A 23,570-nucleotide genomic window follows, 5' to 3' on the forward strand; every position below is an offset into this window, starting at 1 on the left:
GCAGGCGGTTCAGCCCTGGTCGCCGCCGGCGACGGGGAGGACGGATCCGGTGATGTAGGAGGCCTCGTCGGAGGCGAGGAAGCAGATCGGCGCGGCCTGCTCGTGGAGGGTGCCGTAGCGGCCCATCACGGTCGAGTCGACGGTCTGCTCGACGATCTCTGAGTACCAGGTCTTCTCCTGGTCGGTGCGGGCGTCGCCGCCACGGGAGATCCGTCGTTCGGGGGCGAGGGTGCCGCCGGGGGCGGTGGCCACCACCCGCACCCCGTGCGGCGCGGCTTCCAGCGCCAACGCCGAGGTGAGGCCGTTGACGCCGCCCTTGGAGGCGGCGTAGGGGACACGGTTGACCCCGCGGGTGGCGACGGACGAGACGTTGACGATCGTGCCCGCGCCCGCCGAGACCATGGACGGCAGGACCGCCCGGCACATCCACAGCGTGGGGAACAGGGAGCGGCGGACCTCGGCCTCGATCTGCTCGGCCGAGTACTCGTGGTACGGCCGGGCCCAGATGGTGCCACCGACGTTGTTGATGAGCACGTCGATCCGGCCGTGGGCGTCCAACGCCGCACGGGCCGACGACTCGGCACCCTCGAACGTCTCCAGGTCGGCCTCCACGGGCACGACCCGGTGGCCGTCCGGGGACACCGCGGTCAGCTCCCCGGCGACCGTGGTGATGAGGTCGGCCCGGTCCACCACGGTGACCAGCCCGCCCTCGCGGACCACCCGGTCGGCGACGGTGCGGCCGATCCCCTGGACAGCGCCGGTGATGAGCACCGACCGGCCGGCGAAGCGACCGGGGGAGACGACGGGCGGGACGGGGTCGTACTCGCCGACGGGCGCGCTCACGACGCCGCCTCCACGGCCTTCTGGTCCAGTGCGGTACGCATGGTGGCCTTGGCGTGTTCGCTGTGCCGACGGATGAGGTACCGGGCGGCGTCGCGGTCGCCCGTCTCGAAGGCCGCGACGATCTCCAGGTGCTCGGGGACGATGTCCTTGGACACCCAGCGGGCGTCGGGCAGGACGCTGTTCATCACCTGGGTCACCTCCAGCATGCGGTAGGCCTGCAGCAGCGAGTCGTTGCCGGTGCAGCGGAACAGGAACTCGTGGAACTGGGCGTTCGCGGCGGTGAACCGTCCGGGGTCGAGGAACCGATCGCCCTCGATGTACTGGTTGGCGGACTCGGCGAGCATCCGGAACTCGGCGAGGCGGGCGCCGTCGAGACGTCCCATGGTCAGCTCGATCACGCCGAGCTCGAGCGCCATGCGGGCGTCGAACTGGGCGTCGGAGTGCCGGATCGCGGGGTGCACCTCGCCACTGACGACGCCGGGGGCCGACGTGATGGTCTCGGAGCGGTTCCCGCCGGCCAGGGACACCGTGGTCGTGGTGCCCGCGGGGGGTGCGGGTGACCTGGGCGCGAGCGTGACCTGCGGCGGGACGTAGCCGACCGGGCGTGCGGCGATGGGCGCGGGGGATTCGGTCGCGCGGTCGGCGGGCGCGGCGTGCCCGCCCGGGGTCGGCGGGGTGAAACCGACCGGGCGCGCGGCGATGTTCGCCACCGGCTCGGCGGTCCGGGTGCCGGGCGCGGTGTGACCGCCGGGGGCGGGCGGGGTGTAGCCGACCGGTCGGGCCTCGATGGCCGGAACGGGGTCCCCGGGGCCGCGCGAGATGATCCGGGCCGGCCTGTGTGGTGCGGCCGGAGCCGTGGTGGCCGCGGCGGGTGCCGCGGGCTCCGTCTCCGGGGTGGAGGGGGAGGTGTCGACGACGAGGGCGGTCTCCTCCCTCGGCTCCGCCGATTCCGCGGTGGACTCGGCGGACTGGTCGGGCACCGCGGTCGCGGGAGTGAACTTCTCGTAGTAGAAATGCGTCACCTGCAGGCCCTCGTCGTCGAGGAATCCACGCACGGCCTCGACCATCGGGGGAGGCCCACACAGGTAGATGTCGGTCGTCCCGTCATGCAGGTGCTCCGGGCGGATCAGCCCCGTGACGTACCCGCTGTTCGGGTGGGTCGTGGCCGGGTCGGCGACGACCAGATCCCAGGTCATGCCCGGGATCCGGGTGGTGAACTCGTCCAGCAGGTCCGTGTAGACCACGTCGGTGTCGAACGAGGTGCCGTAGATGAGGTGGACCGGCCGGTCGGCGGTGCGGGCGGCGGCGAGGGTCTCCAGGATCGACAGCACGGGCGCCAGGCCGGTGCCGCCCGCCAGCAGGAGCAGGGGGCGGCTGGACTCGCGGAGGAAGAAGCTGCCCATCGGACCGGTCAGCTCGAGGCGGTCGCCCACGGCGCAGCGCTGGGCCAGGTACTCCGACATCGCCCCGCCGGAGGCGTACTTGATGAGGAACGACAGGTGCCGCGAGTCCGCTCCGGTGGAGAACGAGTACGACCGCGTCTGGTCGGTACCCGGAACCGAGATGTTGACGTACTGGCCAGGCAGGAACGCCAGGGCGTCGCGGTCGTCCAACTCGACCGACAGTGCGAAAGCACCCTCGGCCAGGCGCTCGACGGCGGTGACCGTCGCCGGGTGCGCCGCAGCGGCCGTCTTGGCCACGTCGGAGGTGGTGGGGATCTGCACGACCAGGTCGGATCGCGGGACCATCTGGCAGGGCAGGCAGTATCCGGCCGCGGCCTCGTCCTCGGTGAGGGCGTCGTCGATGTAGTCGCCGCCGTCGAACTCACCGGACTCGCACAGGGACTTGCACGTCCCGCACGCTCCGTCGCGGCAGTCGAGGGGGATGTTGATCCGGGCCTTGTACGAGGCGTCGGCGACGGTCTCCATCGGACCGCAGTTGACGAAGCGCGTCACGCCGTCCTCGAAGGCCAGGGCCACTGAATAGCTCATGGGGTCTCACTCCAGGTCGCTGGCGATGTCGGCCGCGCACGCGACCGGGTGGGTGCCGGCGCCCTGGGCGGGCGCCGGCGCGGGTGTGGGATCACACCATGTAGACGTCCACGATGTGGTGGATGTAGTCGTTCTTCAGGACCACCTTCTTGTAGGTGATCAGCGGGGACTCACCGGTGACGTCGAGGGTGTAGAAGGACGTGCCGAAGTACTGGTCGGTGGTGTTGTACCGGAAGTACGACGACAACCAGTTGAAGCGGATGTCGACCTCTCCGGGCCGGCGGTCGAGCACCTCGATGTTGCTGATGAGGTGGTTCGTCCGCGGTTCCGGCAGTGACGTCGAGGAGGAGCGCTCGGTCCGGATGCGGAACACCCGGTCCTCGATACCGGCCCGGTTCGGGTAGAAGATCAACGAGATCTCCGAGTACGGGTCGGTCGTGAGCTCACCGTCGTCGTCCCAGGCGGGCATCCAGTACATCGCGTCCTCGCGGTAGCACTCGATCCACTGCTCGAACTGGCGGTCGTCGAGCAGTCGTGCCTCGCGGAACAGGAAGGCGGAGATCTCGTCGACGGAGATCGACGCCACGGCGGGTGCGGTCATGGTCAGGCCTTTCGTGGGGCGGGGGTGGGGCGTGCGGTCGACTCGGGCCGGGTCAGGCGTCTGCCGGGACGGTCGTGCGCTGCCGGGCCCGACGCTCGTCGTCCTCGCGGGCGCGGGCCTCGGCGGCATCACGGGCGGCGGTCTCGGCCTCGAGCGCGCGCTGCATGGTCTCGAGCCAGTAGGCGTGCTGGATCGGGTATAGTCCCTCGTCCTCGGTCTTGGCCCCGGAGGACAGCACGTTCTCCATGCCCAGGCCGCGGGCGGTCTCGTCCGGGCCCGTGATCTGGTGGGTGCTGCCGCGGGTCATGTCGTTCCACGGCGCGACGTCCGCCAGGTAGGTCTTCTGGCAGGACCGGAACTCCTCCAGGTCATCCGGGGTCGCCATCCCGGTGGCGTTGAAGAAGTCCTCGTACTGACGGATCCGGGCCGCGCGGTTCTCGGCGCTCTCACCCTTGGGGGCGATGCAGTAGATCGTCACCTCGGTCTTGTCCACCGAGACGGGCTTGAAGTGCCGGATCTGACTCGAGAACTGGTCCATCAGGTACACGTTCGGGTACAGGCACAGGTTGCGGGAGGCTCCCACCATGAACTCGGCTTTCTTGGTGCCGATCTGGTCGGCGAGCTCCTGGCGGCGGTCCCACAGCGGCCGGTCCTCGGGGTTGCCCCACCACATCCACAGGAGCAGGTGGCCGTGCTCGAACGACCAGTAGCCGCCGCCCTGCTTGCCCCAGGTGCCGGCGTCCATCGCCTTGGTCTCGTTCTTGGACTCACCCGACGAGCGGCGCGCGGTGGTCGCCGCGTAGTTCCAGTGGGTGGCCGACACGTGGTAACCGTCGGCCCCGTTCTCGGCCTGGAGCTTCCAGTTGCCGTCGAAGGTGTAGGTGGACGAGCCGCGCAGGACCTCCAGTCCCTCGGGGGACTGGTCGACCAGCATGTCGATGATGGTGCGACTGTCACCGAGGTGCTCCTCCAGCGGGAGCACGTCCGGGTTGAGGCTGCCGAACAGGAACCCGCGGTAGCTCTCGAAGCGTGCCACGCGACGCAGGTCGTGCGAGCCGTCGGTGTTGAACTGCTCGGGGTACCCGGCGTCCCGCGGGTCCTTGACCTTCAGCAGCTCCCCGGAGTTGGAGAACGTCCAGCCGTGGAACGGGCAGGTCAGGGTGGTGCGGTTGTCGGTCTTGCGCCGGCAGAGCATCGCGCCGCGGTGGGAGCAGGCGTTGATGAGGCAGTTGAGCTGCCCGTCCTTGCCGCGGGTGATCACGACGGGCTGGCGGCCGATGTCGGTGGTGAAGTAGTCGCCGACCTCCGGAATCTGGCTCTCGTGCGCCAGATAGACCCAGTTGCCCTCGAAGATGTGCTTCATCTCGAGTTCGAAGATCTCCTCGTCGGTGAAGATGCGACGGTTGGCGCGGATGATGCCGTCCGCGGGCCGGTCCTCGAGTGCGGTCTCGAGGGTGGCCTGGACGTGGTCGAGTCGATCTGACATCGAGGGCTCCTAGCGTGGGGTCGGTTCCGGCCGCGACGATGCGGCCTGCTGCCGGTGTTCCTCCACGGTGCCCTACTGTGGGTTCGATCACACTAGGGCACCTCCTAGTCATACCTAGGTGTGCCGCGTTCGCAATGCGAACACTGTGGAGGCTCCAGGCACGAGACCTGCACCATTGCCCGAAAAACGTTCGCTCCGCGCACGATATGCCCTCTACATGTGTAGTGGGCGGTGATTGACGACACATCGAATCCGGCGCACAGTAGGGACATCGACCGGGCCCCACCGGTCCGATCCGACCCCCACCCCGACCCCACCAGAGGGAGCGTCATGACCAGCACCGCAGTGCCCACCGCCGCCGGCTCCGGCTCCGCCGCGACGGACAAGTTCAAGGGCAGCCGCTTCACGTCCGACACGAGCACCGAGCGTGCGGCCGCCATCTACAAGGACGTGCTCACCAAGCTGTCCGAGGTGATCTTCGAGCACGAGGTCACCTACGACGAGTACCGCGTCCTCAAGCAGTGGCTCATCGAGGTCGGCGAGGGTGGCGAGTGGCCGCTCTGGCTGGACGTCTTCCTGGAGCACTTCATCGAGGACTCCAACAGCCGCATCTTCAACGGGACCAAGGGTTCCATCGAGGGCCCCTACTACGTGCCGAACGCCCCGGAGCTCGGAGCCAAGGGCGTCATGCCGATGCGCGAGGACGAGAAGGGCACGCAGTTCGTGTTCAAGGGCCAGGTCCGCGACCTGGACGGCACGGGCATCGAGGGCGCGTCCGTCGAGCTGTGGCACGCCGACGCCGACGGTTACTACTCGCAGTTCGACGACGGCATGGGTATCCCGGAGTGGAACCTGCGCGGCACCTTCACCACGGACGCCGAGGGCAGCTTCCACATCACCACGGTCCAGCCGGCCCCGTACCAGATCCCGCACGACGGCCCGACCGGCGAGTTCATCGCCAGCTACGGCGGCCACCCGTGGCGTCCGGCGCACCTGCACCTGAAGGTCACCGCCCCGGGCAAGCGCCTCATCACCACCCAGCTGTACTTCCAGGGTGGAAAGTGGGTCGAGGACGACGTGGCCGGGGCCGTCAAGCCCGAGCTGATCCTGGACCCGAAGCCCAACGCCGACGGGATCGACGAGGTCACCTACGACTTCGTCCTGGACCCCGTCTCCGAGAAGCGTTTCGTGGCCTGACCGGCGACGACCTCGTCTGCAATCCCCGCCCGCCCCGGCCGCCACGAGCGGCCGGGGCGTCGGCGGTCGATCCGGCCGGACCACCAACACGAAGGGCTCGACGATGTCTGACCTGACCATCCGTTCCGTGGAGACACGGATCCTCGACGTGCCGCTCATCAGGCCGCACAAGTTCGCCACCACCACCGCCACCGCCCAGTCGATCCTCCTCGTGGCGGTGACCACCGAGTCCGGGGTCGTGGGCTACGGCGAAGGCGTCACACCGGGCGGCCCCTGGTGGGGAGGCGAGTCCGCCGAGACCATGCAGGTCCTGGTGGAGAAGTACCTGGCCCCCGTGGCCGTCGGTAGGCGGGTCGACGAGATCCCCGCCGTCCTCGAGGCGATGGAGGGCGTGGTGGCCCGCGGCCGTTTCGCCAAGGCCTCCCTCGAGATCGCCATGTTCGACGCGTGGGCCCGGTCGCTGGACGTACCCGTGCGCTCGCTGCTCGGCGGAGCGGTCCGCGACTCGATCGAGTGCACGTGGGCCCTGGGCGCGATGCCGCTCGAGGAGATGGTCGAGGAGATCGACGAACTCCTCGCCGCGGACCGTCACCGCACGTTCAAGCTGAAGATGGGCGCCCTGGACCCGGCCGAGGACGTCGCCCGCATCGCGGCGCTGGCCGAGCGCCTCGACGGCCGGGCGGGCCTTCGGGTGGACATCAACGCACGCTGGGACCGGTTCACCGCCAACGTGCACCTGCCCGCGCTGGTGGAGGCCGGTATCGAGCTGATCGAGCAGCCGACCCCCACCGAGCAGATCGAGGTGCTGGCCGAGCTCAACCGCTCCCTGCCGGTGCAGATCATGGCCGACGAGTCGGTCCAGTCCCCGCACGACGCCCTCGAGGTGGCGCGCCGCGATGCCGCCGGCGTGATCGCCGTCAAGACCACCAAGCTCGGTGGACTGACCCGGGGCAAGGAGGTCGTGGCGATCGCGCGCACCGCCGGTATCGCCTGCCACGCCGCCACGTCGCTCGAGGGGCCGATCGGGACCGTCGCCTCACTGCATCTCGCGTGCGCCGAGCCCGGCTTCAACTACGGCTCGGAGCTCTTCGGGCCGCTGCTGCTCGCCGAGACCTACGTGACCACCCCGATCCGTTACGAGGCCGGCCGGGTCCACCTGCCGTCCGGGCCCGGGCTGGGCGTCGAGCTCGACCACGACGCCGTCGACAAGTTCACCCGCCGCTGACCGCGGCACCACACGAGAAGGAGCGCCCGACGATGGCACTGTTCCACGTCCGCATGGACGTCAACATCCCCAATGACCTGGACCCCGAGGTCCGCGCCGACACCCTGGCCCGTGAGAAGGCCTACAGCCAGGAGCTGCAGCGCTCCGGCACGTGGCGGGAGCTGTGGCGCATCGTGGGCCGGTACTCGAACATCAGCATCTTCGATGTCGAGTCCGGCGACGAACTGCACGAGATCCTCCAGGGGCTGCCGCTGTTCCCGTACATGGACATCGAGGTCATGGCCCTGACACGGCACCCGTCGCGAATCGAGTGATCGCGTCGGGCTGACCTCCCGGGCACTCCCGTCCCGCGGGAGACCACGAGACCGCCCGCCCCGAAAGGGGCGGGCGGTCTCGTGGCGCGGCTGGTGGCCGGTCAGACGCGCTCGAACACCGCCGCGAGCCCCTGGCCGCCTCCGATGCACATGGTCTCCAGGCCCCAGTGCGCATCGCGGCGCACCATCTCGCGCGACAGGGTGGCGAGCATGCGCGCCCCGGTGGCGCCGACGGGGTGGCCCAGGGAGATGCCGGAGCCGTGCGGGTTGAGGTGCTCGGAGGTGGGGTCGATGTCCCACTCGCGCATCACGGACAGGGCCTGCGCGGCGAACGCCTCGTTGAGCTCGATGACATCCATGTCGGCGAGCGTGAGGCCGAGTCGGTCGAGCGCCTTGGCGGTGGCGGGGACCGGCCCGATGCCCATCGTCTCCGGTGCCACGCCCGCGACGGCCCACGAGGCGAGGCGGACCAGCGGGGTCAGTCCGAGGGCGGCGGCCCTGTCCGCGGTGGTGACGACGCACATCGCGGCACCGTCGTTCTGGCCGGAGGCGTTCCCGGCGGTCACGGTGGCCTCCGGGTCGGTGCGGCCCATGATGGGCCGCAGGCGTGCCAGCGCCTCGACGGAACTGTCGGCACGGGGATGCTCGTCGGTGTCGACGACGAGGTCCTCACCCTTGCGCTGCGGAACGGTCACCGGGACGATCTCCTCGGCGAACGCCCCGGACTCCTGCGCCGCCACGGCCCGCTGGTGGGACTGCACGGCCAACCGGTCCTGCTCGTCCCGGCTGATGCCGTACTCACGACGGAGGTTCTCGGCGGTCTCGATCATCCCGCCGTCGATGATGTGCGAGCGTCCGCCGACGGTGGTGCGGGCCCGGCCGAGACGGTCGACCAGCGAGATCCCGTCCCCGCGGATGCCCCAGCGGGGGCTCGGGGAGGCGTAGAACTCCACCTGGCTCATCGACTCGACGCCGCCGGCGACCACGAGGTCCATGCCGCCGGAGGCGACCTGGAGTGCGCCGGTGATGATCGCCTGGAGTCCGGAGCCGCAACGCCGGTCGAGTTGCAGGCCCGGCACGTCGATCCCCAGGGGGGAGTCGAGTGCGGCGATGCGGCCGATGGCGGGTCCCTCGCCGTTCGGGGAGCCCTGTCCCAGCACCACGTCGTCGACGTCGGCTCCGGTCAGGCCGGTGCGTTCGACGAGGGCGGTGAGCAGGCCGGTGGCCAGGGTGTTCGCGTCCAGGTCGCGGAACACCCCGCCGAAGCGTCCCACGGGGGTGCGCAGGGGTTGGCAGATGACGACGTCACGCATGGATTTTCCTCAGTTCGGGTTCAGCGGTTGACGATGGCGAGGTCGGCCGACAGTGCGCGGGCGGTGGCCAGCAGTTCGGGGATGACCTCGCCTGTGAGCTGGTCGGGGGAGTAGCGGGCGGCGTGGGTGGAGACGTTGAGGGCCGCGCTGACCGCGCCGTGGCGGTCGTGGACCGGTGCGGCCACCGAGCGCAGGCCGGGCTCGAGTTCCTGGTCGACGACGCACCACCCGCGCTCGGCCACCCGCGCCAGCTCCGCGCGGAGCGCTGACTCGTCGGCGAGGCCGTGGGGGGTGAGCGCCCGCAGGTCCGTCGCGGCGAGGTAGGCGTCGAGGTCCTCGGCGGGGAGCGAGGCGAGCAGGACCCGCCCCATCGACGTGGCGTAGGCGGGGAACCGGGTTCCGATGGTGATGCCGATGGTCATGATGCGACGCACCTGGACGCGCCCCACGTAGACGATGTCGGGGCCGTCGAGCACCGCCACGGACGAGGATTCGCCGAGTCGCGAGCTGAGCTTCTCCAGGTGCGGTTGGGCGAGATCGGTCAGCGGGAGCGCCGACAGGTAGCTGTACCCGAGGTCGAGGACCCGGGGGGTGAGCCAGAAGACCGAGTCGGCCGTGTCCACGTAGCCCAGTTCGACGAGGGTGTGGAGGAAGCGGCGGGCGGTCGCCCGGGTCAGTCCGGTGTTGCGCGCGACGTCACTGAGGGTCTGGCGTGGCTGGCGGGCGTCGAATGCCCGGATGACCGCCAGGCCGCGCGCGAGCGACTGGACGAAGTCGGGGGAGGCCGGGCGGTCGCCGCCGTCGTCCACGGACCCGGCCGGGGTCGACACCACGTCGGGGCGGGTCACGCCGCGCCCGTGTTTCGTGCGGCGTCGAGGTGTCGGCGGAGCACGTCGGTGATGCGGTCAGGGATCTCGACGGTGGGCACGTGGGCCGCCGGGGAGACGACGACGAAGTCCGCTCCGGGCACCCCGTCGGCGATCTCGCGCAGTACCTCCGGGGGAGTGGAGGGGTCCTCGTCCCCCGCGAGCACGAGGGTGGGGCAGGAGATCCGACCCAGCTCGGCGCGGATGTCCCAGCCGGCCAGCGCGTCGCAGCAGGAGGCGTATCCCTCGGCCGGGGTGCCCAGGACCATCTCGCGGAGCCCGGCGACCAGCTCGGGCTCGGCCTCGGCCCGCGCGGCGGTGATCCACCGTGCGACGACGGCGTCGGCGACCGCGGCCGTCCCGCCCTCGCGGACCGCGGTGGCGCGATCGGCCCAGCCGGACGGTTCACCGAACTTCGCGGCGGTGCACAGGAGGGCGGTGGAGAGCACGCGGGTGGGCTCGTGGACGGCGAGCCACTGGGCCACCGCGCCACCGAGCGAGAGTCCGGCCACGTGGAACCGGTCCACGTCGATCGAGTCGAGCAGGGCCAGAACGTCGGCGGCCAGGTCGGCGATCGTGCAGGGGCCGGGGACGACCTCGGACGTGCCGTGGCCCCGGTGGTCCACCGCGACCACGGTGTGGTCGCGGGACAGGTCCCGGACCTGCGCGTCCCACATCGAACGGTCGGACCCGAGTGATCCGAGGAGGACGAGGACGGGGGTGTCGGCGGACCGGGGTCCGCTGACCTCGTGGGACAGGGTGGCGGGCATGGTGTCGGTCCTCTCGTGCGTCTGGTTTCCGGTTCGGGACCACGATACGCGGAGATCGTGCGAAGGGCGAACAGTTGTACAAGATGCGAACACGGGCTATGGTGTGTGACATGACCAACAAGATCTTCTCGTCGGCCGCGGACGCGGTCGCGGACATCCCCGACGGTGCCTCCCTGGCCGTGGGCGGGTTCGGTCTGGTCGGCATCCCCGCCGTCCTCATCGACGCGCTCCTCGAGCAGGGCGCCACCGACCTGAGCACGGTGAGCAACAACTGCGGCACCGACGGTTTCGGCCTGGGCAAGCTTCTGGAATCGCACCGGATCACCCGGACCACGGCCTCGTATGTCGGCGCCAACAAGGAGTTCGCCCGCCAGTACCTCTCCGGCGAGCTCGAGGTGGAGCTCACGCCGCAGGGCACGCTCGCCGAGCGCATGCGGGCCGGAGGCGCCGGCATCCCCGCCTTCTACACCCCGGCCGGCGTCGGCACGATGGTCGCCGACGGGGGCCTGCCGCTGCGCTACGACGGCGAGGGGGGCGTCGCCAAGGCGTCCGAGCCCAAGGAGGTCCGGGTCTTCGACGGCGAACAGTACGTCCTCGAGCGCGGGATCGTCACCGACTTCGCCCTGGTCCACGCCCACAGGGCCGACACCATGGGCAACCTGCAGTTCCGTGGGACGGCCCGCAACTTCAACCCGGACGTGGCCATGGCCGGTCGGATCACGATCGTGCAGGCCGAGGAGGTCGTCGAGCCGGGCGGGATCGACCCGGCCAACGTCCACATCCCCGGCATCTTCGTCCAACGGATCGTCGAGGTCGGCCGCCAGGAGACCGGCGTCGAGATCCGCACCACCAGGGAGGCCTGAGCCATGAGCTGGACCCACGAGCAGATGGCGGCCCGCATCGCCGCGGATTTCACCGACGGCCAGTACGTCAACCTCGGTATCGGTATGCCCACCCTCATCCCCGGCTATCTTCCCGAGAGTGTGCAGGTGACCCTCCACTCGGAGAACGGCATCCTCGGCGTCGGGCCGTACCCGACGGACGACGAGCTCGACCCCGAGATGATCAACGCCGGCAAGGAGACCATCACCGCCGAGGCGGGGGCGGCGTTCTTCTCGTCGTCGGAGTCCTTCGCCATGATCCGCGGCGGCCACGTCGACGTCGCCGTCCTCGGCGCTATGCAGGTCTCGCAGTCCGGCGACCTGTCCAACTGGATGGTCCCCGGCGCCATGGTCAAGGGCATGGGCGGTGCGATGGACCTCGTCCACGGCGCCGACCGCGTGATCGTGATGATGGACCACGTCACCCGCAAGGGCGACCTCAAGCTCATGCAGGAGAACACGCTCCCGTACACGGGCAAGGGCTGCGTCCAGCGGGTCGTCACCGACCTCTGCGTCCTCGACATCGCGCCGGAGGGGTTCCGGCTCGTCGAACTGGCGCCGGACGTGACGATCGACGAGGTCCGCCGGAAGACGGGCGCCGAGATCCACGCCTGAGTCGACCCTCGGGTGGACGTCAGGTGTACACCGCCCGCGGAGGCGGGAGGCGGGGTCGGTTTCTCACTACTGTGGGAACCGACCCCGTCGTCGTCCCCGGAAGGTCCGCCCCACATGAGCACCTCCACCCCGGTCACCGCCACCCCGGCCACCGTGACCGTCACCGGCGCCGCCGGAAAGATCGCCTACTCGTTGCTGTTCCGTCTCGCCTCCGGGTTGGTGTTCGGGCCCGGGACCCCGGTCCGCCTGCGTCTGCTCGACATCCCGTCGGCCGTGGTCGCGGCGGAGGGCGTCGCGATGGAGATCGAGGACTGCGCGCTCCCGCTGGTCGAGTCGATCGAGATCACCGACGACGTGGACACCGCGTTCGACGGCGCCAACGCGGCATTCCTGGTGGGCGCCAGGCCGCGCGGCAAGGGGATGGAGCGCGCCGACCTGCTCACCGCCAACGGGGCGATCTTCCGGGAACAGGGCCGCGCCATCAACGCCCACGCCGCCGACGACGTGCGGGTGGTGGTGGTGGGCAACCCCGCCAACACCAACGCCTACATCGCCCACCGACACGCGCACGACGTCCCCGCCGGTCGCTTCACCGCCCTGATGCGGCTCGACCACAACCGCGCGCTCAGCCAACTCGCCACCCGGCTGGGAGCGCCGGTCGCCGACCTGGACGGGGTGGTGGTATGGGGCAACCACTCGGCCACCCAATTCCCCGACGTGTCGTACCTGACGCGACGAGGCGAGCTGGTCACCTCCGGGCTCGACGAGGAGTGGTTGGCCGACACGTTCATCCCACGGGTCGCGAACCGGGGAGCCGAGATCATCTCGGTGCGCGGATCGTCGTCGGCCGCCTCGGCCGCCGGCGCGGCGGTCGACCAGATGCGCGACTGGGTGCACGGCACCAGTGGGGAGAGCTGGACCACGGTCGCACTGCCGTCGGAGGGGCAGTACGGCACCGTGCCGGGTGTGGTGACGGGGTTGCCCTGCCGCAGCCGCGGCGCGGAGTGGGAGGTCGTCGAAGGACTGGCGATCGGGGACTTCCAACGAGCCCGCATCGACGCGTCGGTGGCGGAGCTGGTCTCGGAGCGTGACGCCGTTCACGGACTGGGACTGGCCGACTGACCTCGGGTGCACCGGGGCTGACGGCGTGTGCCGGGCCCCGGCGTCCACGGCCTAGGATGGTCGGGTGACGACTCCAGCTTCTGCCTCCCCGAACACCGACCGCGCGGACGCCCTGCCCGCCTCCTGGAACCCAGGTGAGGTGGAAGGCGGGCTGTACCAGCGCTGGGTGGAGGCCGGCTACTTCGAGGCCGATCCGTCCAGCGACAAGCCCGCCTACTCGGTGGTGTTGCCGCCGCCCAACGTCACGGGCAGCCTGCACATGGGCCACGCGCTCGACCACACCCTCATGGACGTGCTCACGCGGCGCAAGCGCATGCAGGGCTTCGAGGTCCTGTGGCTGCCCGGCATGGACCATGCCGGGATCGCCACGCAGACCCTCGTGGACCGCAAGCTCCGCGACGAGGGGATCGACCGCCACGAGATCGGCCGCGACGCGTTCATCGAGAAGGTCTGGGAATGGAAGCGCGAGTCCGGTGGGACCATCGGGGAGCAGATGCGTCGCCTCGGCGACGGTGTCGACTGGTCGCGTGAGCGGTTCACCCTCGACGACGGACTGTCGCGCGCGGTGCAGACCATCTTCAAGGAGCTCTACGACAGCGGTCTGATCTACCGCGCCGAGCGACTGGTCAACTGGTCGCCCACCCTGCAGACCGCGATCTCGGACATCGAGGTCAAGTACGCGGACGTCGAGGGCGAGCTGGTGAGCTTCCGCTACGGCTCGATGGACGATTCCGAGCCGCACCTGGTCGTGGCCACGACCCGGCTCGAGACGATGCTCGGTGACACCGCGATCGCCGTCCATCCCTCCGACGAGCGCTACGCGCACCTGGTGGGCACCGAGATCCCGCACCCGTTCCGGGACGGGTGGACCATGCGAGTGGTCGCGGACGACTATGTCGATCCCGAGTTCGGGACCGGCGCGGTGAAGGTCACGCCCGCGCACGACCCCAACGACTTCGCGATCGGCCAGCGTCACGGCCTCGAGATGCCCACGATCATGGACGCCACCGGCCACATCACCGGGACCGGGACCCGCTACGACGGCATGGACCGTTTCGACGCCCGCAAGGCCGTCCGGGAGGACCTCGCCGAGCAGGGGCGCATCGTCAAGGAGGTGCGTCCGTACCTGCACTCGGTGGGCCACTCCGAACGGTCCGGCGAGCCGATCGAGCCGCGGCTGTCGCTCCAGTGGTGGGTGCGGGTCGAGGAACTGGCGAGGATGGCCGGGGACGCCGTGCGCGACGGTGACACGGTGATCCACCCGACGAGCCAGGAACCGCGCTGGTTCGACTGGGTCGACGACATGCACGACTGGTGCATCTCCCGCCAACTGTGGTGGGGGCACCGCATCCCGATCTGGTACGGCCCCGACGGCGACGTGGTCTGCGTGGGACCCGGCGAGGAGCCGCCCGCCGGATACACCCAGGACACCGACGTGCTCGACACGTGGTTCTCCTCCGGACTGTGGCCGTTCTCCACCATGGGCTGGCCCGATCGCACCGCCGACCTCGAGCGGTTCTACCCCACGTCCGTCCTGGTCACCGGGTACGACATCCTCTTCTTCTGGGTGGCACGGATGATGATGTTCGGCACCTTCGTGGGCCGGACACTCACCGGCGACAAGGCCGCTCCGGGGAAGGTTCCGTTCACCGACGTCTTCCTCCACGGCCTCGTGCGCGACGAGCACGGCCAGAAGATGTCCAAGTCCAAGGGCAACGGCATCGACCCGCTCGACTGGGTGGACCGCTTCGGCGCCGACGCCCTGCGCTTCACCCTGGCCCGCGGGGCCAACCCGGGCGGCGACCTGTCGGTCGGGGACGACGCCGCCCAGGCGTCCCGCAATTTCGCCACCAAGCTGTTCAACGCCACCCGCTTCGCGCTGATGAACGGGGCGAAGGTGGGCGAACTGCCCGCCGCGTCCGCGCTCACCGACGCCGACCGGTGGATCCTGCACCGCCTCGGGGAGGTGCGGGTGGGCGTCGACGACGCGCTGGACCGCTACGAGTTCTCCAAGGCGTGCGAGGCCCTCTACCACTTCGCCTGGGACGAGGTGTGCGACTGGTACCTCGAGCTCGCGAAGGTCCAGTTCGGTTCGGACGACGCCGCGCGCGCCTCCGAGCGGGCGGAGAACACGAGACTCGTCCTCGGACACGTGTTGGACGTCCTCATGCGGATGCTGCACCCGGTCATCCCGTTCGTCACGGAGACGCTGTGGACGGCACTGACCGGGCGGGAGTCCGTGGTGGTCGCGGACTGGCCCACCGACGTGGCGCCGGCCGATGACGCCACGGAGCCGGTCCGCCGCGTGGCCGACGCCCAGACCCTCGTCACGGAGATCCGGCGGTTCCGCTCCGACCAGGGCCTCAAGCCCGGTCAGCGGGTGCCGGCACGGATCTCCGGCGTCGACGCCGCCGACCTGCCGGCGGACCTGCTCGCCCAGGTGTGCGCACTCGCCCGGCTGACCCCGGCCGCCGAGGACTTCACCGCGACGGCCTCGCTCGAGGTCCGGCTCGGGTTGTCGACGGTGGACGTGGAGATCGACACCTCCGGGACGATCGACCTCGCCGCCGAGCGACGCAGGTTGGAGAAGGATCTCGCCGCCGCACGCAAGGAACTCGAGACCACCGGTGCCAAACTCGGCAACGAGGCGTTCCTGGGCAAGGCGCCCGACCACGTCGTCGACAAGATCCGCGGTCGCCGCGACCTCGCCGAGGCCGAGGTCTCCCGGATCACCGCCCGGCTCGAGTCGATGTCGGCAGGAAGTGACCCCGCGTGAGCGATCGACAGTGGCTCCCACCGCACGACCCGAGCGAGGGGTGGGACACCCCGACCGAGGAGGACGTCGCCGAGATGCTCGGCGAGGACGGCCTCGTCTCGGGCGTCCCGCTCGGTGGTCCGATCCCGGGTGACGAGGACGGTGACGGCGACGATCACCTGCCGCCGCGCCCGGTCCCCGAGGTCGGCAGCCCCGAATGGCAGGCCGACGCGGCCGACCTGGCCGCGGTCGAGGAGGAACTGACGACCCGCTGGCCGGAGTCCCGCCTCGAGCCGAGCCTGGACCGGATCGCCGAGCTGATGTCCGTGCTCGGCGATCCGCAGCACGCGTACCCCGTGGTCCACGTGGCGGGCACCAACGGCAAGACATCGGTCACGCGGATGGTCGACGCGCTGCTGCGGGCCCTGCACCAGCGCACCGGACGCAACTCCAGCCCCCACCTGCAGAGCGTCACCGAGCGCATCGCGCTCGACGGGGAGCCGGTCACCGCCCGCACCTTCGTGGACACCTACCGCGAACTCCAGCCCTATCTCGAGCTCGTCGACCAACGGTCCGAGGAGGCCGGCGGCCCACGGATGAGCTACTTCGAGGTGCTGACCGCGATGGCGTTCGCCGCGTTCGCCGACGCACCGGTCGAGGTGGCGGTCGTGGAGACGGGGATGGGCGGGACGTGGGACGCCACGAACATGGTCCGGCCCGCCGTCGCCGTGATCACCCCCGTCGGCCTGGACCACACCGACTACCTGGGCGAGGACCTCGCGACGATCGCGGGGGAGAAGGCCGGGATCATCCAGCCGGGCCCGGAGGACGATCTGCTGCCGCGGGACCCGATCGCCGTGATCGGGCGCCAGGAGCCCGAGGCCATGGACGTCCTGTTGCGTCGCGCCGTGGAGGTGGGCGCGGTCGTCGCCCGCCTCGGTTCGGAGTTCGACGTGGTCGAGCGGCGGGTCGCCGTCGGTGGGCAGCAGCTCACCCTGCGAGGCCTCGGGGGCGAGTACCCCGAGGTGTTCCTCCCGCTGTTCGGGGAGCACCAGGCCGAGAACGCCGCGACCGCGCTCGCGGCCGTCGAGGCGTTCTTCGGCGCGGGCCCGGACAGGGCCCTGGACCCGGAACTCATCCGTGCCGGCTTCGCGGCGGTCGACAATCCCGGGCGCCTCGAGCGGCTCAGCTCCAGCCCCACCGTCCTGGTGGACGCCGCCCACAACGGACACGGCGGACGCGCACTCGCCGAGGCTGTCACCTCGGAGTTCGACTTCAAGCGGCTGGTCGCCGTGGTCGCGATGCTCGACGGCAAAGATGCCGACGCGTTTCTCGCCGCACTCGAGCCGGTGGTGGAGGAGGTCGTCGTCACCCGGGCCGCCTCATCGCGCGCGATGGACCCGGGCGACCTCGCACGCATCGCCGAGGAACGGTTCACCGCCCAGCGCGTCCACGTGGTGGACACCCTGCCCGACGCGGTCAGCGCGGCCCTCGACCTGGTCGGGGTCCCGGATCCGACCGCGGACGACGACGTCTCGGGCGTCGGCGTGCTCATCACGGGTTCCGTGGTGACCGCCGGGGCCGCCCGCAGCCTGTTCGGAAAGGACGCACAGTGACCGACCCGACCCCCGGCCCCCGGGGCGCCGCGCACGAGCCCTCGGTGGACCCGTGGAAGGGGCTGCGGGGCATCATGGCCGGCACCCTCGTGCTCGAGGCGATCGTGATCGGTCTGGTGCTGACGGTCATCGCCCGGCTCGACGGCGGCGCCCACTTCCAGCCGTGGAAGGTGTGGTTCGTCAGCCTCCTCGCGGTCGCGATGCTCGTGGCCAGTGGACTCCAGCGCAAGCCCTGGGCGATCCCGCTGAACCTCACGCTCGCGGGTCTGGCCGTCGCCGGCTGGGCCGTGCACTGGTCGATGGGGGTCTGCGGCCTGATGTTCGCCGCGGTCTGGGCGTACATCCTGTACCTGCGCCGGGACCTGACCCGCCGGATGGCCGGTGGCTATCTGCCCAGCCAGCACGACTGACGGCTCCGGACGGTCGGCGTGGACACCGGGCTTGTAGGATCGCCCTCGTGACCGAGAGAACTTTCTTCCTCATCAAGCCCGACGGTGTCGAGCGCGCGCTGACCGGGACCATCCTGGCCCGTATCGAGGCCAAGGGCCTCAAGATCGTCGCCATGGACATGCGTCAGGTGTCCCGGGAGACGGCGGCCGAGCACTACGCCGAGCACTCCGAGCGTCCGTTCTACGGGGACCTGCTCGAGTTCATCACCTCCGGTCCGGTCGTCGCCGGCGTGCTCGAGGGCCCCCGGGCGATCGCCGCGTGGCGTCAGCTCGCCGGGGGCACCGACCCTGTGGAGAAGGCCGCGCCCGGCTCCATCCGTGGCGACTTCGGTCTCGAGACCCAGTTCAACCTCGTCCACGGCTCGGACTCCGAGGAGTCCGCCGCCAGTGAGATCGCGCTCTGGTTCCCCGGTCTGTAGATCCCCGTCCTCCCGCAGTGATCGAGCTGCGCGCGCCCGTCGGCCCCGAGGCCCGGCGGGCGCGTTTGCGTTCGGTGGTGCCGGGCGACGACGTTTCGGCGGCGGGTGTGGGAGAATGGTCGAAGCCCATCCTGGCGAGTGGACCACCAGTCCGCCCCGGAACGGGCGCCCGCCACCCGTGGCCCGGTTCGTCCCGGTGCCGCGGACCACAAGACGTCGTCCCACCCAGGTGGGGCCCAGACAAGAAGACGCCCGACCCCGTGCGGCGGCGTGGGTCACCGGTATCCGGTGACGTGATCGCGCCCGGAGTCCGGCCGGAGGAGACACGTGTCGGATCCGAACCTGACAATCGACGACATCAACGCGCTTCCCGAGAGGATGCGCGCGCACGCGGCCGCCAGGGCCGTGGGCATGAGCAGCAGGGAATTCTTGACCGCCATGGCCGGGATCGGCGTGGAGATCAAGAGCGCCCAGTCCGGGGTGACCAGGCAGGTGCTGCTCGACTGGTTCACCAGCCGCGGGCAGGACACGGGGACGGCGCCCGGTGCCGCGCCGGCAGGGGACACCGGTGCCCAGGCGCCGGCGGCCGAGGCGTCCGCGAACGACGCCCCCGCACGGAAGGCCCCGGCGGACAAGGCGCCTGTGGAAAAGGCCCCCGCGAAGAAGGCTGCCGCCAAGAGGGCGGCCAAGGCTCCCGCCGGTAAGACCGCCGAGAAGACCCCCACCGCAGAGATGCCCGCCGACCCGGCGTCGGCTGAGGCGACCGACGCTGAGACGACGCCGGCCGAGACTCCGGCCGAGACGCCTGCTGCAGAGTCGGCGACGGGCGGGACGGCGGCGACGGAGACCGCTCCCGCGAAGAAGGCGTCCGGCAGGAAGAGCCCGGCGCGCAAGACCACAGCCGAGAAGACCGCCGAGAAGGCCACGGATGCGGAGAAGTCCGCCTCCAGGTCCGCGGAGAAGTCCGGCACGAGGACCGGCAAGAAGTCCGTGCAGGGCTCCGCGGACGACTCCGCAGGGACCGGGGGAGCCGGGACGAGCGGCCGGAACCGCCCGGCGCTGCCCGAGATCGCGATCGTCACCGGCGAGGTGGGGTCGGAGGAGTCGGGCAACCGTCGGCGTCGGTCCACCGCGACCCCGTCGTTCTCTCCGCTGTTCCTCTCACCCGACGAGGCTCCCGCGCAGACGCAGGCGGACACCCGCTCGGGCGACGAGCCCCGCGGCCGCCGGGGCCAGGGCCAGACCCAGGGCCGGGCTCGCACCGAGACCGCTCCCGACGCCGCCCCCACCCCTCCCGCCGAGGACGCGCGGGTCGAGCAGGACGGGGTCGAGCAGGACGGGCAGGAGCAGGGATCCGACGACGGCCGCGCCACGGACCAGTCCGACTCCGGTGACGGCGGGACCCGTCGTCGCCGTCGGGGCCGTCGCGGACGTGGGCGCGGGCGCGGCGAGGCCGGCGACGACCAGAACGGTGAGAACACCGGGACCGAGTCGTCGGACGACGGAGACCAGCGCGGCGACGACCAGCGCGACAGCGACCCGCGCGGCGACGACCAGCGCGGCGACGACCAGCGCGGCAGCGACCCGCGCGACAGCGACCCGGACGAGACCTCCGGCAGCGATGACGGGAGCTCCGACGCTCGTTCCGATTCCGCCGGCGAGACCGACGACCGGTCCGCCGACGACTCCGACGGGCAGTCCGGTCCGGGTGACGCCGACGGTGATGATTCGGACGACTCAGGGAACGGTCCGTCGGGTTCGAGGCGCCGTCGCCGTCGTCGTCGTCGCAGTGGGGGCTCCGGCTCCGACGACACCCAGACGTCCAACGATGACCCGCCCCAGACCGAGGTCCACGAACGCGAGGCCCGCCGTCGCTCCGGACGCGGGGGACAGGGCTCGGGTACGTCGTCCGACGAGGTCCAGGGCATCACCGGCTCCACGCGGCTCGAGGCCAAGCGCCAGCGCCGCCGCGACGGCCGCGAGGCCGGTCGTCGTCGCCAGCCGATCCTCTCCGAGTCCGAGTTCCTCGCCCGCCGCGAGGCCGTGGACCGCGTCATGGTGGTCCGCGAGAAGCAGCGCGGCGACGGCAAGGGCGTCATGACCCAGGTCGGCGTGCTCGAGGACAAGGTCCTCGTGGAGCACTTCGTCACCACCGAATCGGCGCGTTCGATGGTCGGTAACGTCTACCTCGGCCGTGTGCAGAACGTGCTGCCCAGCATGGAGGCGGCGTTCGTCGACATCGGGCGCGGCCGCAACGGCGTCCTGTACGCCGGCGAGGTCAACTGGGAGGCCGCCGGGCTCGGCGGCAAGGCCCGGCGGATCGAGCAGGCACTCAAGTCCGGCGACATGGTGCTGGTGCAGGTCACCAAGGACCCGATCGGGCAGAAGGGTGCCCGCCTGTCCACGCAGATCTCGCTGGCCGGGCGCTTTCTCGTGTACGTACCGGACGGCAACTCCACCGGCATCTCGCGCAAGTTGCCCGACACCGAGCGTCGCCGCCTCAAGGCGATCCTCAAGGAGGTCGTGCCGGAGGGCTCCGGCGTCATCATCCGCACCGCCGCCGAGGGCGTCAGCGCGGAGGAGATCGGCCGCGACGTCGAGCGCCTGGCCGCCCAGTGGACCGAGATCTCGGAGGCGGCCGCCAAGCGCACCGACTCCGGGGCCGGCACGCCCGTGTCCCTGTACGAGGAGCCGGACCTGCTGGTCAAGGTCGTCCGCGACCTGTTCAACGAGGACTTCTCCAAGCTCGTCATCCAGGGCGAGACCTCCTGGGACACGGTGCACGACTACGTCTCGCGGGTCGCGCCCGAGATGACGGAGCGCGTGGAGCGGTACGACAACCCGGATGTGGACGTGTTCGCCACCTATCGCGTGGACGAGCAGCTGGCCAAGGCGCTCGACCGCAAGGTGTGGCTGCCCTCCGGCGGCTCCCTGGTGATCGACCGCACCGAGGCGATGACCGTCATCGACGTCAACACCGGCAAGTACACCGGCTCCGGCGGCAACCTCGAGGAGACCGTCACCAAGAACAACCTCGAGGCCGCCGAGGAGATCGTCCGCCAGCTGCGCCTGCGCGACGTCGGCGGGATGGTGATCATCGACTTCATCGACATGGTGCTCGAGTCCAACCGCGACCTCGTGCTGCGGCGCCTCACCGAGGCGCTGGGGCGCGATCGCACCCGCCACCAGGTCTCCGAGGTCACGTCACTGGGGCTGGTGCAGCTCACCCGCAAGAAGCTCGGTACCGGTCTGGTCGAGGCGTTCTCCACCCCGTGCGAGCACTGCCAGGGCCGCGGGCTGATCGTGCACGCGGACCCGCTGCACACCGAGTCGCACAACGCCGATGAGCCCGGTGGCCGCCGCGGCCGTCGCAAGGGTGGCAACGGCAAGGGCTCAGGGGAGTCCGAGGCGCCCGCGCCCAAGCAGGCCCCGCGCAAGGACGGCCCCGCGCCGGCCGCGCACCCGGCCGCGCTCGCGATCTCACGGCAGAACGGCGAGGCCGACGCCGACGCGGACAGCGCGGCCGGGTCGCACGCCGAGGGTGGCACCCGCACCGACGGGGGCCGTGACACCGACCAGGGCCGTGACGCGGCGCCCGAGACCCGGGCAGCCGGGAGAGCGGACGCCGGCGCCCGGGGGGCCACCGCCCCCGAGGTCGTGACCGCGCCCGCGGCGGAGGCACCGGCCGCTCCCGCCGCGGAGCAGACCGCCGAGCCGACGCCGGGGACCGCCGAGCCCGACTCGGCGGACGCCGCCGGGACCACGCGGCCGGCGCGTCGCCGCCGGGCAGCGAGGCGGGCCACGAGCAGTGCTCCGGCGCCGACGACCGCGGCCGAGGACGCAGCCGCGGCCGAGGTGACCGACTCCCCGCAGTCCGAGGCCGCCGTGGTCGCCGAGGCGGAGACCGTCGTGGAGCAGGTCTCCACCCCGGATCCCGACACTGCGGGTCCGGACACGGCGGGTCCGGATACCGGGCCCACGGGTCAGGCCCCGGGCGGGCGCCGCCCCCGCCGGCGGTCCACCCGCCGCGAGGCTGGCGCCGCCGGGACCGACACCGCGCCGCAGGCCGCACCGGCCGATCCGGTGGCGAAGGTCGAGGCCGCGCCCCTGGCGGAAGCGCCCACCTCGGTGGTCGCCGAGCCGCGCACGCGGCCCGCGAGGCGACGTGCCACCAGGACGACGACCGCCCCCGCGGGCGACTGACGCACCCGGCCGCGGGCCGGCGGCACGGTCGGTTTGACCTGCTGTGCCGCCGGACCGTAACCTTGACAGGTCGCTCGTCGCGGCGCTATGTCGTGGCGCGAGGAGTCGCGCGACGGGACCGGGAACGGTTCCGGGGCCCGCGACCCTCGACCGACGCGAGTCGGCGAGCAAGAGAGAACACCGCACACCAGGTGTGGTCGCCCCAGGCGGCCGCACACCCGAGAAGCAAGGGGAAGCCCTCGATGTACGCGATCGTCAAGACCGGCGGCAAGCAGTACAAGGTCGCCGAAGGGGACCATGTCAAGGTCGAGAAGATCGAGGGCGAGGCCGGAACCTCCGTGTCGCTGTCCCCGATCCTCGTGGTCGACGGTTCGGCCGTCACCTCCGACGCCGACGCCCTGGCCAAGGTCACCGTCTCCGGCGAGATCGTCGAGCAGACCAAGGGACCGAAGATCCGGATCCACAAGTTCAAGAACAAGACCGGGTACCACAAGCGTCAGGGCCACCGTCAGAAGCTGACGGTCGTCAAGATCACCGGTATCAAGTAATCCATCTCCGGCCGCTCAGGCCACCAGCTCAGCGCCCTCGGGCGTGCTCCCTGAAGGAGGGACTCGGACATGGCAAGTAAGAAGGGCGCATCCAGCACCCGTAACGGTCGTGACTCCAACGCACAGCGCCTCGGCGTCAAGCGGTTCGGCGGCCAGGAGGTCAACGCCGGTGAGATCCTGGTGCGCCAGCGCGGCACCAAGTTCCACCCGGGCGTCAACGTCGGCCGTGGTGGCGACGACACCCTGTTCGCCCTCTCCGCCGGTGCGGTGGAGTTCGGCACCAAGCGCGGTCGCAAGACCGTGAACATCGTGCCGGCCGGCGCCGAGGCCTGAGCCTCCCAGCCGACCACTTTCAT

20 protein-coding genes are annotated in these 23,570 nt (G+C 71.0%); 13 read left to right on the plus strand and 7 right to left on the minus strand.

Features of this window, described 5'->3' with window-relative positions:
• Positions 1-9: 9 nt before the first annotated feature.
• From J1M64_RS11595 to benA, 4 genes are all read right to left on the minus strand, one after another.
• Positions 10-843 carry a 1,6-dihydroxycyclohexa-2,4-diene-1-carboxylate dehydrogenase gene (locus tag J1M64_RS11595; RefSeq protein ID WP_206474236.1) on the minus strand — a complete coding sequence of 278 codons (834 nt, stop codon included), beginning with the start codon at positions 841-843 and terminating at the stop codon, positions 10-12.
• Complete coding sequence (benC, locus tag J1M64_RS11600; protein ID WP_206474237.1) at positions 840-2,834, minus strand: benzoate 1,2-dioxygenase electron transfer component BenC; 1,995 nt, start codon at positions 2,832-2,834, stop codon at positions 840-842. Before benC ends, J1M64_RS11595 begins: the two co-directional genes overlap by 4 nt.
• A gap of 91 nt (positions 2,835-2,925) precedes the next feature.
• Positions 2,926-3,435, minus strand: coding sequence for a benzoate 1,2-dioxygenase small subunit (benB, locus tag J1M64_RS11605; protein WP_173674771.1), 510 nt, complete (start codon positions 3,433-3,435; stop codon positions 2,926-2,928).
• Between the two features lie 52 nt (positions 3,436-3,487).
• Entirely contained in the window at positions 3,488-4,921 is a 1,434-nt protein-coding gene (gene benA, locus J1M64_RS11610) for a benzoate 1,2-dioxygenase large subunit (protein ID WP_206474238.1), read from the minus strand.
• Positions 4,922-5,251: 330 nt separating this feature from the next.
• On the opposite strand from benA, the gene catA reads away from it, so the two are divergent.
• The 3 genes from catA to catC all read left to right on the plus strand — a co-directional run bounded on the left by catA (position 5,252) and on the right by catC (position 7,657).
• Positions 5,252-6,118, plus strand: a complete 867-nt coding sequence (gene catA / locus J1M64_RS11615; RefSeq protein WP_159148429.1) for a catechol 1,2-dioxygenase — start codon at positions 5,252-5,254, stop codon at positions 6,116-6,118.
• 103 nt (positions 6,119-6,221) lie between these two features.
• Positions 6,222-7,343, plus strand: coding sequence for a muconate/chloromuconate family cycloisomerase (locus J1M64_RS11620; protein ID WP_206474239.1), 1,122 nt, complete (start codon positions 6,222-6,224; stop codon positions 7,341-7,343).
• A 32-nt stretch (positions 7,344-7,375) separates the two neighbouring features.
• A complete protein-coding gene (gene catC, locus J1M64_RS11625; RefSeq protein WP_119193192.1) occupies positions 7,376-7,657 on the plus strand; it encodes a muconolactone Delta-isomerase in 282 nt (93 codons plus the stop codon).
• A 101-nt stretch (positions 7,658-7,758) separates the two neighbouring features.
• Here the strand turns inward: catC and J1M64_RS11630 are convergent, their stop codons facing one another.
• Genes J1M64_RS11630 through pcaD form a run of 3 tightly spaced genes read right to left on the minus strand, consistent with a single transcriptional unit; the run spans position 7,759 to position 10,606 of the window.
• On the minus strand, positions 7,759-8,970 hold the full coding sequence (locus tag J1M64_RS11630) for an acetyl-CoA C-acetyltransferase (protein WP_206474240.1): 1,212 nt from the start codon (positions 8,968-8,970) through the stop codon (positions 7,759-7,761).
• Positions 8,971-8,990: 20 nt separating this feature from the next.
• Positions 8,991-9,779, minus strand: a complete 789-nt coding sequence (locus tag J1M64_RS11635; RefSeq protein ID WP_096907296.1) for an IclR family transcriptional regulator — start codon at positions 9,777-9,779, stop codon at positions 8,991-8,993.
• Between the two features lie 35 nt (positions 9,780-9,814).
• Positions 9,815-10,606 carry a 3-oxoadipate enol-lactonase gene (gene pcaD, locus J1M64_RS11640; protein ID WP_206474241.1) on the minus strand — a complete coding sequence of 264 codons (792 nt, stop codon included), beginning with the start codon at positions 10,604-10,606 and terminating at the stop codon, positions 9,815-9,817.
• Between the two features lie 110 nt (positions 10,607-10,716).
• Here pcaD and J1M64_RS11645 point away from each other — a divergent pair, with 110 nt between their 5' ends.
• The 10 genes from J1M64_RS11645 to rpmA all read left to right on the plus strand — a co-directional run bounded on the left by J1M64_RS11645 (position 10,717) and on the right by rpmA (position 23,547).
• Positions 10,717-11,469, plus strand: a complete 753-nt coding sequence (locus J1M64_RS11645; RefSeq protein ID WP_120286322.1) for a CoA transferase subunit A — start codon at positions 10,717-10,719, stop codon at positions 11,467-11,469.
• A gap of 3 nt (positions 11,470-11,472) precedes the next feature.
• Positions 11,473-12,102, plus strand: a complete 630-nt coding sequence (locus tag J1M64_RS11650) for a 3-oxoacid CoA-transferase subunit B (protein WP_067719746.1) — start codon at positions 11,473-11,475, stop codon at positions 12,100-12,102.
• A 114-nt stretch (positions 12,103-12,216) separates the two neighbouring features.
• Positions 12,217-13,224, plus strand: coding sequence for a malate dehydrogenase (locus J1M64_RS11655; RefSeq protein ID WP_206474242.1), 1,008 nt, complete (start codon positions 12,217-12,219; stop codon positions 13,222-13,224).
• A 64-nt stretch (positions 13,225-13,288) separates the two neighbouring features.
• On the plus strand, positions 13,289-16,000 hold the full coding sequence (locus tag J1M64_RS11660) for a valine--tRNA ligase (protein WP_206474243.1): 2,712 nt from the start codon (positions 13,289-13,291) through the stop codon (positions 15,998-16,000).
• Complete coding sequence (locus J1M64_RS11665; RefSeq protein ID WP_206474244.1) at positions 15,997-17,595, plus strand: folylpolyglutamate synthase/dihydrofolate synthase family protein; 1,599 nt, start codon at positions 15,997-15,999, stop codon at positions 17,593-17,595. Before J1M64_RS11660 ends, J1M64_RS11665 begins: the two co-directional genes overlap by 4 nt.
• Complete coding sequence (locus J1M64_RS11670; RefSeq protein ID WP_067719739.1) at positions 17,592-18,005, plus strand: DUF4233 domain-containing protein; 414 nt, start codon at positions 17,592-17,594, stop codon at positions 18,003-18,005. Before J1M64_RS11665 ends, J1M64_RS11670 begins: the two co-directional genes overlap by 4 nt.
• A 47-nt stretch (positions 18,006-18,052) precedes the next feature.
• Complete coding sequence (gene ndk / locus J1M64_RS11675) at positions 18,053-18,463, plus strand: nucleoside-diphosphate kinase (protein WP_067719736.1); 411 nt, start codon at positions 18,053-18,055, stop codon at positions 18,461-18,463.
• Positions 18,464-18,790: 327 nt separating this feature from the next.
• Positions 18,791-22,666, plus strand: coding sequence for a ribonuclease E/G (locus J1M64_RS11680; RefSeq protein ID WP_206474245.1), 3,876 nt, complete (start codon positions 18,791-18,793; stop codon positions 22,664-22,666).
• Between the two features lie 242 nt (positions 22,667-22,908).
• A complete protein-coding gene (rplU, locus tag J1M64_RS11685) occupies positions 22,909-23,214 on the plus strand; it encodes a 50S ribosomal protein L21 (protein WP_067719729.1) in 306 nt (101 codons plus the stop codon).
• Between the two features lie 69 nt (positions 23,215-23,283).
• On the plus strand, positions 23,284-23,547 hold the full coding sequence (rpmA, locus tag J1M64_RS11690) for a 50S ribosomal protein L27 (RefSeq protein WP_007626965.1): 264 nt from the start codon (positions 23,284-23,286) through the stop codon (positions 23,545-23,547).
• Positions 23,548-23,570 lie beyond the last annotated feature (23 nt).

The sequence above is a fragment of the Dietzia sp. KRD202 genome, assembly GCF_017168155.1.
Classification (GTDB): domain Bacteria; phylum Actinomycetota; class Actinomycetes; order Mycobacteriales; family Mycobacteriaceae; genus Dietzia; species Dietzia kunjamensis.

Bases quoted from the DNA above. Each gene is read 5' to 3' on its own strand.
- benC (WP_206474237.1), bottom strand. From the start codon at position 2,834: ATGAGCTATTCAGTGGCCCTGGCCTTCGAGGACGGCGTGACGCGCTTC.
- benB (WP_173674771.1), bottom strand. From the start codon at position 3,435: ATGACCGCACCCGCCGTGGCGTCGATCTCCGTCGACGAGATCTCCGCC.
- benA (WP_206474238.1), bottom strand. From the start codon at position 4,921: ATGTCAGATCGACTCGACCACGTCCAGGCCACCCTCGAGACCGCACTC.
- catA (WP_159148429.1), top strand. From the start codon at position 5,252: ATGACCAGCACCGCAGTGCCCACCGCCGCCGGCTCCGGCTCCGCCGCG.
- J1M64_RS11620 (WP_206474239.1), top strand. From the start codon at position 6,222: ATGTCTGACCTGACCATCCGTTCCGTGGAGACACGGATCCTCGACGTG.
- catC (WP_119193192.1), top strand. From the start codon at position 7,376: ATGGCACTGTTCCACGTCCGCATGGACGTCAACATCCCCAATGACCTG.
- J1M64_RS11630 (WP_206474240.1), bottom strand. From the start codon at position 8,970: ATGCGTGACGTCGTCATCTGCCAACCCCTGCGCACCCCCGTGGGACGC.
- pcaD (WP_206474241.1), bottom strand. From the start codon at position 10,606: ATGCCCGCCACCCTGTCCCACGAGGTCAGCGGACCCCGGTCCGCCGAC.
- J1M64_RS11645 (WP_120286322.1), top strand. From the start codon at position 10,717: ATGACCAACAAGATCTTCTCGTCGGCCGCGGACGCGGTCGCGGACATC.
- J1M64_RS11650 (WP_067719746.1), top strand. From the start codon at position 11,473: ATGAGCTGGACCCACGAGCAGATGGCGGCCCGCATCGCCGCGGATTTC.
- J1M64_RS11655 (WP_206474242.1), top strand. From the start codon at position 12,217: ATGAGCACCTCCACCCCGGTCACCGCCACCCCGGCCACCGTGACCGTC.
- rplU (WP_067719729.1), top strand. From the start codon at position 22,909: ATGTACGCGATCGTCAAGACCGGCGGCAAGCAGTACAAGGTCGCCGAA.
- rpmA (WP_007626965.1), top strand. From the start codon at position 23,284: ATGGCAAGTAAGAAGGGCGCATCCAGCACCCGTAACGGTCGTGACTCC.